Origin of the sequence: Kosakonia sp. H7A, from assembly GCF_003028445.1 — a bacterium.
In the GTDB taxonomy this organism is placed as follows: domain Bacteria; phylum Pseudomonadota; class Gammaproteobacteria; order Enterobacterales; family Enterobacteriaceae; genus Kosakonia; species Kosakonia radicincitans.
Map to the genome: position 1 here is coordinate 1,398,473 of NZ_PYTZ01000001.1, position 12,688 is coordinate 1,411,160.

The window sequence follows — 12,688 nt, forward strand, 5'->3', positions numbered from 1 at the left end:
CGCTTGATTTGGGTATAACTGAGTTGACTTCGATAGAACTCGTGACAGAAAAATCCAGTAATTTCAGGGGGTATAAAGGAGAAAAAGAGAATTTAGTAGAGGTGTGATTGCTGAAAATGGTACGCCCTACAGGATTCGAACCTGTGACCTACGGCTTAGAAGGCCGTTGCTCTATCCAGCTGAGCTAAGGGCGCATTGCGCGGATGCCCCACCTTTGCGGTGGAAACGGCTGGAATTATACGGTCAGCGCCTGATGAGTCAATGTATTTTCCGCTGGCTGCTTGCTTAGTGAACGGCTACGGGCAATTTCGCACCATCCTTCCTGTTTCCAGGACAATTCCTCACAGCTACTTGCCTCTTTTCCGTACATTTACCAGGAAAAATCGTGCCGCGCTTTAAGTATTTGTCCCTGTGTGCGCCTCGTTTAGGGCGTCACACTGAAGCTGTTGTTTGCAAAAAATAGGGACAGGGAGCCGCCACACCGCTATGTCAGATACCTTGCTGGACTACAGACTCAAATTCGAACCGATTGTACAACTCGATAACGATGCCCTTTACGGCTACGAAGTTCTCAGCCATTTGCCAGAGATCGGCAATGTTGATGGCTGGTTCAGACAACAAACGCCCGAAAAATTACTCCAGTGCTTCCGTAACCAGGCACAAAACCTAACCTTCCCTAAACCGCAGCACAGATTCTTCCTTAACCTGCCCATTAACGTTCTGCTTTGTACAACGTTGTTTATGGAGCTCCTGGCATTATGTCGACCCAATTTAATGATTGAAATCCAGGATGCGCAGGCATTTTTCCGCCTCGGCGGTGCAGAGCAGCGACGGGTGCAGCGCAATATCGCCCGCCTTGAATACACCGGTACCGCAATCTGGCTTGATGATCTTAATGAGGAATCGATCATCGCCTTTGCCAGCGCGGAATGGCGTGTCTCCGGCGTCAAGCTGGATAAAAACGCCTTCTGGCAGCTTAGCCGCACGCCAGAGCGCCTGCGCCGTATCTTGCGCCATGCCCGACAATTCGCCAACGGCATACTGGTGGAAGGAATAGAGACCGCTGCGCAACGTGACATAGCCCGTCTGGCGGGGGCGCAATTTGGGCAAGGCTTTTTATGGCCCGCACGGTTTGCTTCACAGGAGTAAAACAGGTTCGCGAGGGAAAAATGCGCACAGTAATACGCAGGGAAAAAAATCGCCGTCATCAGGCTGACCACACCGTTTTACCCAACCGGGAGCGCACACCGCAGGTGTTTGATAAACTGGAGCATCTTAGCCAGCAACTCAACTTTACGCTGCCAGAATGCGTGATCAGCCAGTTGCTGATCTCAACCGATGGTTTTCTGGTTTACGCATGGCGCCGCTGCCTCTTTTCGGTAAAACGTAGCGCAGTATTCCCTTCGCTGGAGTCGGCCCTGCATCGACTGGAAGATCGCGCACTTTCACGCCTAATCGTTGACATGGAGAGCCTGACAACCTCGCGCTTTTCGGCGCTGGAAACCCTGCGACAACTGGCGCAAAGCCATCCTGATTTACACATCTATTTACTAGCGGCCGGCCATGACCCTGCTTTGCTTAACTTTTTGCGCGCCTGCGGCCCGTTTCATATCCTCAGGCGGGATCTTCCCATTGCCCCATTCAGGCAAGCACTGCTGACGCCACCGGACCCGCATAACGCTTCTCCACCTTTTCAACCTGCACAGTGGCGGCTCATTTGTATCCTGGCGCAAGGCGAGAGTCTGAAATGCGCTGCCCGGCAGCTAAATCTTCCCTACCATCGGGTGGCATACCGGCTCGCCAGGTGTCTGGCACAACTTGGGCTACCGGACAGGCAGAGCTTCCTCCACCTGCTGCACCGGTTAACGCTGGATGCGAATCGTTAAAATCGAAAAGCGCAAGGGTTATTCCCACGGCCTGTTTAAGAAATGGCTTAACGAGTTGTGCTTGCTAAGAATATTTTTCACAAAAATATAACAATCATAAATAATCCTGGGAACAGACCTGCGTTTTAAGCCGCAGCCTATCTATTGAAAACTAAGTCATTTACCGACTGTTCATCATAATAATTGACAGAAAATAAATTAACACAGACAAAACAATCAGATTAATAGATTATATTACCCGACAAAAACAAAATAAAAAACCACCAAAATACAAAAATACAAATTATAACTTCATTCTGGTATTTAAATATTCTTCATTACAGAACTTCATATTCAAAGATTTATCCCCATTACTCATCAGACTTTTCTGATGAAACTTCCCAGGTATAATTGATTTGGCTTATTAACAAATAAGAATTTTCTCTGTACCAGTACGAATCTGATATTTTCCACATTCGCAGGCTGCGAGTGGAAATAGCGTTATAAACAAGGATGTTGCCGATTTCCCTATGGAACTATTCTCCGTCACAGAATAATTGAATTTAAAACTTCCTTTCAACGTCTGTGGCACACCTGCGTAGACGTAGTATTAAAAAATCTGAGGCATAAAAAAATGAAACCAGCTTCCGTTATCATTATGGACGAACATCCTATTGTCAGGATGTCGATTGAAGTATTGTTAGAGAAAAACAAGAACGTCGAAGTGGTACTGAAAACAGATGATAGCCGTACCGCCCTTGATTATATCCGTGCTCAACCTGTCGATCTGGTTATTCTGGATATTGAATTACCTAAAACGGATGGTTTTTCTTTATTGAGAAGAATCAAAGCGATACGAGAGGATGTTAACGTACTTTTTTTGTCATCGAAATCCGAATCATTTTATGCAGCACGTGCAATCCGCGCGGGCGCCAATGGTTTTGTCAGCAAACGAAAAGATCTTAATGATATCTATAATGCCGTAAAAATGATTCTGGCCGGATACTCTTTTTTCCCATCAGAGACGCTGACCTATATAAACCATCCGGGAAAACGGAAAGGAGAACCACGGGATATGCCGTTATCCAACCGGGAAGTAACAGTATTACGATACCTGGCTAACGGATTATCAAACAAAGAGATTGCGGAACAATTATTATTGAGTAACAAGACAATAAGCGCTCACAAATCAAATATCTTTGCCAAACTTGGGGTTCACACAATTGTCGAACTGATTGATTACGCGAAAAGCCACGAATTGTTGTAGAAAATACTCCCGGGAGAGTGTTCCGGGAGTATTTTTTATTGGTGAGGCGTTAATAATAATTAATGGTAAACGTCGCATCAGCACTGGCACTGCCCGGTGGGGGATTATCCGCCAGCGCAATGTAATTGGCGTAAAAGCGCAGTGTCGCATTACCGTCGCTGTCCACGGCGACAGGCTGGCTGGCTTTTTCCAGTGCCAGCGACATGCGATCGTGGTCGCGTAGCTCAATGGCCACCTTTTGCGCCATCGCGCTGTTGCTCAACGCCAGCAGCGATGTACCATTTGCAGAAATCCCCGAAAAAGTAATCGACGCGCTACCCGGCGGGCAGCCTGCCAGCCGTAGAGTGAACGGCACCAACGGCGTTGTGCTGCCCGCGGTTTGCAGTTGTTTTGTGGGCCATCTCCCCAGTTCCACGGTTTTGTGACTGTCAGCCATCTCAACATAACAACTGAAATCCACCACATTACCGCGTAGTTCGATGTTGATCTCTCCGAGTGAGGTGTCAGCCTGAGTAACGGCGCTAAACAGCACCGCCAGCGACAACAGAGGGCCTAATTTTTTCATCGCGACACCTTAGTCGTAGTCCACACGCAGATAACCGCGTGCGGTAAAGGGGCCTTCGGCCGGTTTGTTGCCGTTGACACTGACCGGCCAGGCGCGGATACCAACGTTCGCCGCCGCGTTGTCATCAAGCTGAAAGGGGATCTTGCTGGTCATATTATTCGGCGTCAGCGGCGTACCGCTGGCATTCGCCACGACAAAGCCCAAATCCGGGTTATCCGAAACCATCGTTCGCCCGCTGACTTTTTCCGCTTCCAGCCGCATTGAGAGATAAGCCTGCGCCGCCACGTTGGTGCACTTGATCGCCACCGTTTTGCTTTGGGGCGTGACGCCTTGCGGCCGGTTACCGGCTCCGGCCTGGCTGAACAGCGCCGCACCGATATCGCCAAAATCAAACTCCACCACCTGCCCGGCATTCACTTCACAACTTTGCGGCACTTCCACTTTGCCGCTGTAGCTGATGGTATAAACCGGCGTGGTCAGCGCATCCGTATTGCCTGAAGTGACATACACGGTAAACATCGTCTGGCGCGGGATCGGCACCATATTGATAAATGGCCGCGTAACCTTCAGTTTGAAAATTAGCTTCGAGTCCATCACCCCAAACGGTTTTTGCTTCGAAACATTGGGGTGCGTCCCCATGCGAATATAGTTCTTCGGCGGATAAAACATGCCTGACGCGCTGTCAGTAATGCTCATCGCTCCTTGTAAATAGTCATTAAGCTTCAGGTAGCTGTAGCCATTTTCCACGCTTTGCACCGGCAGTTCGCTGACATAGCTGCGATAGGTATAGTTGACGGTCGTTCCGGCCGGGCACACAGCCTGCACGCCAACCCAGCCGGATTTATCCGGCAGCGTCACCACTTGTCCCACTTGATTATTGCTGCTGGTAAACACATTCGACAGATCATAAAAGATATCCGTAGGCGTGCCGTTGACATTTGAGCATATAGTTGCCTGCACTGAGGTTGCCGCAGTCAGTAACAGCACACCGCAAAACCCGACAGAAAATCTCTTCATCTGATGATCCTTATTATTTGCAACTGGCGCTTGCCATAGCCACCGCCTGCTGGAGACTGGCTTCCGGCAGCGCGTAGCGGGCGCGACACTGTGATGCCGCATCCTCGCCCCACTGCACCCACAGTTCGCCTTGCAGGGGGAGGCCGCTCAAATAGATCTGCCCATCTTCGCCCGCCATACTGGTCACACCGCTGGTGGTTTCACGCACTACGGAACCAAACGGCACCGGGCGATTGCCGCGGAGTACGGTGATCAACGCGCGCGCGCCAATTCTTGTGTCGAAACGGGCGCGCACCAGCGCGCCTTGTGTCGGCACTACGCTGCTGACGCTGTTTTCCACATCGGTGTGGTTATCCATGGTATTGATATCCAGCGCGACGCGGTTGTAACGATACACCGTGGCATAAGGCATCACGGCGTAACCACGCCAGTCGGTCTTCACGCCGGTCTGGTTTTCGATGCTGACTCCCTTCGCGCCCGGCGCTTTGATCAGTACATTGGTATCGCCCAGCGGCTGGCTGAAGGTCACGCCATCGGCATGGCCCACCAGGCCGCCACTGAGCTGCCAGTTATATTCATGCTGATTGCGATCGTAGTTGTATCCCATACCCAGCGTGCCCCAGCCTGCCTGCCAGTTCGCGCTGGCGTTACCGCTATACCCGTTGCGACTGTGTCCTTGGCTGACGCTGTAATTCAGGTTGCGCCCTTCCAGCAGTGTGCCGCCCACGCCGCTCTGCCAGTTGTTTTGTCCGTTGCTGTTGCGGCTGGCGTTGAAACTGGCATAGGCCCGATCGAAGACGCTTTCACGGCTGTAACGCCGGCCGGACAGCGCGCTGAACGGCACCGAAATATTGAGAGCCACGATACGATCGGCACGATTGCTGCCAGGGGATTCGTTCCACGACCACGATAAGGAATAACTCATCCCCTGCCAGCCGCTGGCATAGCCCAACTGATACCAGGTATTGGCTTTGTCGCTGTTCCAGTAGGTTTGCTGGCTACCGGAAAGGTACAGCGACCCGTAGTCGCCAAAGTTCTGTGAAATGTTGACCTGCACACGCCCTTTCTTGTTGTTATTCAGGTTGTGATAGTGAGTGATAACTCTTTTTGTCTGTCGCGTGCCGTCGCTCTCCTCTTCGTACTCATAACCTTCCATATTGCGGTAGGCGACGTCATCCAGCGTATAGAAGCCCCGCGTGGAGTAGCGATAGCCCAGTAGCTGGAAGTTGGTGCCGTATTGGTTAAGGGATTTGGCGTACAAAAAACGCAGCGACTGTCCCTGATGGCGGCTATCATCAGCCAGTTCACTCCAGGCATGAGTTAAATCCAGCGAAACAGCCCCCCAGTCGCCAAGGTTTTTCCCAAGACCCGCGACAAACCCTCGGTAACGCTTAGCCAGCTGCGTACCGCTGTAGGCGGTATAGCCTTCCGGTAGCCCACCGACGATCGTGCCCTGGACAAAAAAGGGCGATGATTGCTGGTTGTTGCCGCTGCGGTAATCCCCGGCAACCAGGTCATATTTAATGCGGCCTTCACGCTGCAACAGCGGCACGGTTGAATACGGCACCGTATAGCGTTGCTGGCTACCATCTTTCTCGTCCAGAGTAACCTCAAGATCGCCGCTCGATGAGGTCGGGTTCAAATCCGTGATGGCGAACGCGCCAGCTGCAACGTAGCTTTGATAAATGACATAACCGTTCTGGCGAATCGTCAGTTTTGCCGGTGTGCGGGCAATACCGCGTACCGTCGGCGCGTAACCTTGCAGGCTGTCAGGATACATACTGTCAGCGGAATAGAGCCGAACACCGCGAAAGCCAAGGCTGTCAAACACCTCGTTACCGGTATTGCTGTCGCCCATCACCAGTTCGCTTTTGAGCGGCACAATAGCGCGCTGAAGCCAGCTGGCACTGCTTTTCCAGTCGCGGGTATGTTCGTTGCCGCTGCGGCTATAGCGCCACGTACTGTTATTTCGTAGCCGCCACGGGCCATAGTTGAGGCCGCTTTGCAAGCTGAAAAAATAGTTATCGCTGTCCGTGCTTCGGCTGCCGGTAAAGCTGTAGTTCAGCAGCGCAGCGGCGATCCCCTCATCCCACTCTTCTGGCGGAATATAGCCGCGCGCGCTGTTCTGCATTGAGGCCTGCGGTAACCCTACATTCAAACGCATGGCAGAAAAATCAAAGTTAGCTTCCGCACCAGGGATAACTTCCGCGAGGTTAATGCATTGCGGATCCTGAGCCTGGGCGATCGCCGGGAAAGCCTGCACATTCACCCCAAGCCGCTTCAACCCGTCAACGCTAAAACAAGGTGTCAGACCGCCAGCTGCGGAAGCTGCGGCATTATGGGAAATGTCAAAACGCAGATCCTGAGTGGCGACGAATTCATCATTGCGCCAGATATCCACCCGATAGACGCCAGCCGGTTGATGGCCTTTTTCAAAGCGCGACAAATCCGCTACTGCGGCAGCATCCTCCGATAAAAATGCCGGATTGAAGTAGCTCTCCGCACGCCCTGGCGCCGGATACAACACAGCCAGTATCGGCAACGCCAATCGCGCGTAAACCGGGCACCTGAGGTTAGTGATGATCATCGTCTTTCACCCGCGCACTTAAGGCAGGCTGGCGGTTTTTACCGAGGTTACCGCACCGTAATCGTTCACCGTCTGGAAAGACACATTACCCATCGCATCAGGCGGTAGCAGTAACTGACTGCTGCTTTTCGGTGCGACCATCACGTTATCGAGCTTCTGCTTACCCACCTGTAAATTCACTAGAGTGATGTAGTAAGCCGAAGGGTTGGTAATCTTCAGACGTTGGTCAACGCGAGAAAATTGCAGCAGCCCCGGCGCGTCTTCCGCCAAACCAGGCAGCGCTTGCGGACGCACGAACAGCTTGATGCGCGACAGGATTGCCAATTGCAGAACGTTTTTGCCGTTCAGACTCGCTTTATCGACGGACGGAATAGCTTTGACATTCATCCAGAACAGCGATTCGCGATCCGTTGGCAACGGCTGCCCGGCATAAATAATGCGCAATGTGTTTTCGCTTTTCGGCTCGCTAACAAATAAAGGCGGCGTGACCACAAACGCTTTCTCTTTCTCGCCCCGGTTGTTCTCAATCCACGAATTCACCAGAAAACGCTCTTTGCTGTCACTGTTGGTGATCGACAGTGAGGTCTGTTTTGCATTTGCCGGGTAAATTACCCGGGTAGCGCCCAGAGCAATTCCACCAGCAGCATGTACCAGTGGCGTAATAATCATTAACAGGCCCATTATCCAGCCTGATTTAAGTATTGTGTTCATCGTGAAAATAACTCGTTAGATTCGCCTGATACTCAGCGAAATAAATCAGGGATAGACCAAGGTAAACCAGACGTCGGAATAAAGATGTCCCGGCATAATATTTTCCGCGATGGCCCGATAGCGAGCGGTGAAATGAAATGTCATCTCTTCGGCGGAAATCGCCACCCAGGATGTCGGCAAGGTATTGGGAATAATTTGCCGCTGCTGTTGATCAAACAGCGCCACCCCCACGCCTTTTGCCCCTTCACCTCCCGTACCGCGCGCGACAAACACCAACGGATCTTCCTGCGGCGTATCGCCGGAAAACAGCACGCCGACATATCGGGAAACATCGCTGGCGCAATCCACCAGACGCAGAGTAAAAGCCGCACTGGTGGGGGCAAAGCTACCTACGCCTGAGAAAGCATTAGTGCGGTACTGACCCATTTGCACGCGTAAATCTTCGCTCTCCGACGCCACCGCGCAGGCACCGTTTACCAGCGATCCGCGCAGATGAATCTGGCCGCTGTCCAGCACCACTGTCTGTGCCAGCACCGGTAACGTGCCCATTATTAGCGCCAGAGCAGCAACGTTTTTCATCATTGGTTATGACTCACCTTACGCTGTAAGAAGCCTCATCCCTGAGGCCGTACCCTCCTTAATAGTCCGCTGCCTTATTCGTATTTCATGATAAAAGTGGCATCGGCGTTGGCCTGCCCTGGTGTGGCAGTCGCTGCGGTGGCTTTGTAACGCGCGGAGAAGTGCAGCGTGTTTGTGCCCTCTACCAGCGCCTGCGCGGTAGAGAAAGTGGCCCCATCAGGTTTGAGTGCGGTTGAGGTGTTATCGAGAATTTCGATACCCACGCCGCTTGCCGTGGAGCCGTTATCTGCGGAAGTCAGCGCCAGCAACGCAGCATTGGTGGCATCAGTCTGGCCGGAGAATGCCACCGCAGCGGTTTTCGCCACACTTGGATCGCAGTCATTAAGCACAATGCTGAACGGCACTTGCGCCGTGGTGTCGCCCACCTTGCTGAAAGAAGCGGTACGATACTGGCCCAGCGTCACGGTCTGTTCAGACGATTTAGTGCTGACCGCGCAGGCCGCGTTCACCAGTTCCCCTTCAAAATGAACGCTCCCGCCGCTGACGCTGACCGGGTTCGTTATCGGATCTTCAGCCTGCGCTGCGCCCGCCATCAGCAGCAAACTTACTGCAACTGAAGAAGCCATTAATTTCATATTCATTGGTTTTCCTTGAAAAACGCATATCCGGCTTCGGCCTCCTGCCGAATACCGTTTGATTCCTGACGACACTTGATGCCAGTTAAAATATCTTCTTCCTGTAAAGATATAATTCAGTCGAGATTCACTTCCTGCTTTTTTCCTCTCACCTGGAAAGAACAGTAAAATTAATCTCTGCGGGCAGAACGATTGCCACCGCAATAAAGTAAACGCGTAGTGAAGATGAAAATATCCGCCAGGACTTTAATTTTCCTAAGGGGATTCTTAATAGGATCTAAGAAATAACCTGGTCAGAGTATTCGAATGAATCAACAAATAGCGCGTCACCCGGTGCGATGCCTGACGTAGCCCCGCATTTCCTAAGGGTGATGAATTGTTGAAATTTCGTTAAAATCGGGACCGCGCGGGGCATTTTCCGCTCTCCGCCCTCCCCTTTGCAGGTGAAATACGCAAACGATAACTGACAGCACGCCGCGCTTCTGACAAAATAGTCACATCCCCCTTAGTTGAAACGACAGATGGAATCCTCTCTCTGATGGCAGCAAAGATTATTGATGGTAAAACGATTGCGCAGCAGGTGCGCTCTGAGGTTGCGGAAAAAGTACGGGCGCGCGTTGCGGCCGGGAAACGCGCCCCAGGCCTGGCAGTCGTACTGGTTGGCAGCAACCCGGCATCGCAAATTTATGTCGGCAGCAAGCGCAAAGCCTGTGAGGAAGTGGGTTTCATCTCCCGCTCTTACGATCTTCCTGAAACCACCAGCGAAGCCGAGTTGCTGGAACTTATCGACAAGCTGAACGCCGATGTCACCATCGACGGTATTCTGGTGCAGTTGCCTCTGCCCGCCGGTATCGACAATGTGAAGGTGCTGGAACGTATCGCACCGGATAAAGACGTCGACGGTTTCCATCCGTATAACGTGGGTCGCCTGTGCCAGCGCGCGCCGCGTCTGCGTCCCTGCACACCGCGCGGGATCGTGACGCTGCTGGAGCGCTATAACATTGATACTTTCGGCCTCAACGCCGTTGTGATCGGCGCTTCCAATATCGTCGGCCGCCCGATGAGCATGGAGCTGCTGCTGGCGGGCTGCACCACCACCGTGACGCACCGTTTCACCAAAAATCTGCGTCACCACGTTGAGAATGCCGATCTGCTGATCGTCGCGGTCGGTAAACCGGGCTTTATTCCGGGCGAGTGGATCAAAGAAGGCGCGATTGTTATCGATGTCGGCATTAACCGCCTGGAAAACGGCAAAGTGGTCGGCGATGTGATCTATGAAGAAGCCGCGGCCCGCGCGGCGTATATTACCCCGGTTCCGGGCGGTGTCGGCCCGATGACCGTCGCCACCCTGATCCAGAACACGCTGCAAGCGTGTGAAGAATATCATGATGTAGAAGGCGCATAAGATGGCAACATTTTCCCTGGGAAAACACCCGCACGTAGAGTTGTGCGATCTGCTGAAACTGGAAGGCTGGAGTGAGAGCGGCGCGCAAGCGAAAATCGCCATTGCTGAAGGCCTGGTGAATGTAGATGGCGCGGTGGAAACGCGTAAACGCTGCAAAATCGTCGCCGGTCAGACGGTCAGTTTTGAAGGCCAGAGCGTGACCGTCATCGCCTGAGCACCTGCCAAAATGCCGGATGGCGCTGTACTTTTCAGCGCCTGCAAATGATGAGTCTCCAGGCCGGATCAGGCGATAGCCGCCATCCGGCCTTTCTTATTTAATCACCCCCGCAATCATCACGGTTTATTACCGATCAACCTCAAATAATCATTAATTGATCTGGCTGAATGTAAAAATTTAGTTGCAGCTTTTTTGCCCTTATCTCACGATAAGTAGAACGTTCTACTAAAACGTTCTACTGACAATAATAACGCGCAAAATGCGCAACTTCGGGGGAAATCAGCATGAGTCTGATATCAGGGTTTGTTAAATCGCTGTCTAAATTATCGATGATTGGTCGCGCACTGATGCTGCCGATCTCGCTGTTACCGGCTGCGGGCTTATTACTGGCCTTCGGCGACAAATTCCATCTGCCGCTGATGATGAACGCAGGCGGCGTCATTTTTGATAACCTGCCCATGCTTTTCGCCATCGGTTCGGCTGTCGGGCTGGCGTCCGAATCCGGGATTGCGGCGCTGTCGGCGGCAGTATCGGTGTTTGTCACCAACATCACTATCGGCACCATGTTAGGCATTACGCCGGAGATGGCCTCGCAGGGCGGGAAATACTCCATGGTGGTCGGGATCCCGACGCTGCAAATGGGCGTTTTTGGCGGCCTGATCTGCGGTATTCTCGCCGCCTGGTGCTATAACCGCTTCCACACGATGCAGTTGCCGGAGTTTCTCGGCTTCTTCTCCGGCAAGCGCTTTGTCGCCATTGCCACGGCGTTCCTGTCATTTGTGCTCGGTCTGCTGCTGCCGTATGTCTGGCAACATATCCAGGCGGGTATCGATGCGCTGTCGGTGATCGTCAACGGCGATAACCAGGCAGCTTCGACCTTTATTTTCGGGCTGGTAGAACGCGCGTTGATCCCGCTCGGCCTGCACCACATCTGGTATCCCTCATTCTGGTATTCGTTTGGCAATTACACCACGCAGGCCGGTCAGGTGATCCACGGCGACCAGACTATCTGGTTCAAGATGCTGGAAGAAGGGGTGAAATCGTTCAGCAGCGACACCTACCAAAACGCCGGTAAATTTATGCAAGGTGAGTTCCCGTTGATGCTGTTCGCGCTTCCGGCGGCTTGCCTTGCGATGTACCACGAAGCGCAGACCCGCAACAAAAAGATTGCTTTCGGTATCCTCTTCTCGGCGGCGCTGACCTGCTTCCTGACCGGGATCACCGAGCCGGTTGAATTTACCTTTATCTTTGTCGCGCCGATCCTCTATGTCTTTAACGCCATCATGGCGGGCCTGGCCTATATGACGATGTACCTGCTGCACGCGCACATCGCCAAATCGTTCTCTGCCGGCTTTATTGATTATCTGTCGTTCGGCATTCTGCCTTCGTTTAACGGCTATCAGACTAACTTCCTGAACGCTATTATCGTCGGTATTCCGATGGCGCTGATTTACTACTTCACCTTCCGCTTTGTGATCCGCCGTTTTGATGTCAAAACGCCAGGCCGTACCGACGTGACCGCTGTGGCGGACGATAAAACCGATACCGAGCTGGCGACCGAAATTATCGGCCTGCTGGGAGGTGCGCAGAATATTGATTCCGTGGGTTCCTGCATCACCCGTCTGCGCCTCGAAGTGGCGAAGAGCGAAATGGTGGATAAAGATGGACTTAACGGGCTGGGCGCACGCGGTGTGGTATTTGTGGGCGACAGCGGTATTCAGGTGATTTTTGGCGCGAGGGCGCAATTTATCGCACAAACCATGTCCACGATGATCGGCAAATAATAATATGCCGGATTGGCGCCTCTGCGGTAGCCTAACCGAGGCGCTAACCCGGCGGA

At 52.6% G+C, this 12,688-nt stretch carries 12 protein-coding genes and 1 tRNA gene; 6 read left to right on the forward strand and 7 right to left on the reverse strand.

What is annotated here, in order from left to right; all coding sequences use genetic code 11:
• Nucleotides 1-117: 117 nt before the first annotated feature.
• A tRNA-Arg gene (locus CWM66_RS06485) sits at nucleotides 118-194 on the reverse strand.
• A gap of 292 nt (nucleotides 195-486) precedes the next feature.
• Between CWM66_RS06485 and CWM66_RS06490 the strand changes: the two genes are divergently transcribed.
• The 3 genes from CWM66_RS06490 (at nucleotide 487) to fimZ (ending at nucleotide 3,132) form a co-directional block, all read left to right on the forward strand.
• Nucleotides 487-1,149, forward strand: a complete 663-nt coding sequence (locus tag CWM66_RS06490; protein ID WP_107146380.1) for an EAL domain-containing protein — start codon at nucleotides 487-489, stop codon at nucleotides 1,147-1,149.
• A gap of 20 nt (nucleotides 1,150-1,169) precedes the next feature.
• Complete coding sequence (locus CWM66_RS06495) at nucleotides 1,170-1,886, forward strand: DNA-binding response regulator (protein WP_233218366.1); 717 nt, start codon at nucleotides 1,170-1,172, stop codon at nucleotides 1,884-1,886.
• Nucleotides 1,887-2,499: 613 nt separating this feature from the next.
• Complete coding sequence (fimZ, locus tag CWM66_RS06500; protein WP_107146381.1) at nucleotides 2,500-3,132, forward strand: fimbria biosynthesis transcriptional regulator FimZ; 633 nt, start codon at nucleotides 2,500-2,502, stop codon at nucleotides 3,130-3,132.
• 49 nt (nucleotides 3,133-3,181) lie between these two features.
• Here fimZ and sfmF read toward each other — a convergent pair whose 3' ends face one another.
• The 6 genes from sfmF to fimA all read right to left on the reverse strand — a co-directional run bounded on the left by sfmF (nucleotide 3,182) and on the right by fimA (nucleotide 9,232).
• Entirely contained in the window at nucleotides 3,182-3,697 is a 516-nt protein-coding gene (gene sfmF, locus CWM66_RS06505; RefSeq protein ID WP_107146382.1) for a fimbria assembly protein, read from the reverse strand.
• Between the two features lie 9 nt (nucleotides 3,698-3,706).
• Complete coding sequence (fimH, locus tag CWM66_RS06510; RefSeq protein ID WP_107146383.1) at nucleotides 3,707-4,714, reverse strand: type 1 fimbria D-mannose specific adhesin FimH; 1,008 nt, start codon at nucleotides 4,712-4,714, stop codon at nucleotides 3,707-3,709.
• Between the two features lie 13 nt (nucleotides 4,715-4,727).
• The gene (locus CWM66_RS06515; protein ID WP_107146384.1) at nucleotides 4,728-7,301 is read right to left on the reverse strand and encodes a fimbrial biogenesis usher protein; all 2,574 of its coding nucleotides are present in this window, start codon (nucleotides 7,299-7,301) and stop codon (nucleotides 4,728-4,730) included.
• A gap of 18 nt (nucleotides 7,302-7,319) precedes the next feature.
• Complete coding sequence (gene fimC, locus CWM66_RS06520; RefSeq protein ID WP_107146385.1) at nucleotides 7,320-8,012, reverse strand: type 1 fimbria chaperone FimC; 693 nt, start codon at nucleotides 8,010-8,012, stop codon at nucleotides 7,320-7,322.
• Nucleotides 8,013-8,057: 45 nt separating this feature from the next.
• Nucleotides 8,058-8,594: a type 1 fimbrial protein subunit FimI gene (gene fimI, locus CWM66_RS06525; protein ID WP_107146386.1), complete on the reverse strand. Its 537-nt coding sequence runs from the start codon at nucleotides 8,592-8,594 to the stop codon at nucleotides 8,058-8,060.
• Nucleotides 8,595-8,665: 71 nt separating this feature from the next.
• On the reverse strand, nucleotides 8,666-9,232 hold the full coding sequence (fimA, locus tag CWM66_RS06530; protein WP_107146387.1) for a type 1 fimbrial major subunit FimA: 567 nt from the start codon (nucleotides 9,230-9,232) through the stop codon (nucleotides 8,666-8,668).
• Nucleotides 9,233-9,764: 532 nt separating this feature from the next.
• Here fimA and folD point away from each other — a divergent pair.
• The 3 genes from folD (at nucleotide 9,765) to CWM66_RS06545 (ending at nucleotide 12,632) form a co-directional block, all read left to right on the forward strand.
• Nucleotides 9,765-10,631, forward strand: coding sequence for a bifunctional methylenetetrahydrofolate dehydrogenase/methenyltetrahydrofolate cyclohydrolase FolD (folD, locus tag CWM66_RS06535; protein ID WP_007373630.1), 867 nt, complete (start codon nucleotides 9,765-9,767; stop codon nucleotides 10,629-10,631).
• 1 nt (nucleotide 10,632) lies between these two features.
• Nucleotides 10,633-10,845, forward strand: a complete 213-nt coding sequence (ybcJ, locus tag CWM66_RS06540) for a ribosome-associated protein YbcJ (RefSeq protein WP_007373629.1) — start codon at nucleotides 10,633-10,635, stop codon at nucleotides 10,843-10,845.
• Between the two features lie 287 nt (nucleotides 10,846-11,132).
• Nucleotides 11,133-12,632 carry a PTS transporter subunit EIIC gene (locus CWM66_RS06545; RefSeq protein WP_071920392.1) on the forward strand — a complete coding sequence of 500 codons (1,500 nt, stop codon included), beginning with the start codon at nucleotides 11,133-11,135 and terminating at the stop codon, nucleotides 12,630-12,632.
• The last annotated feature ends 56 nt before the right edge of the window (nucleotides 12,633-12,688 follow it).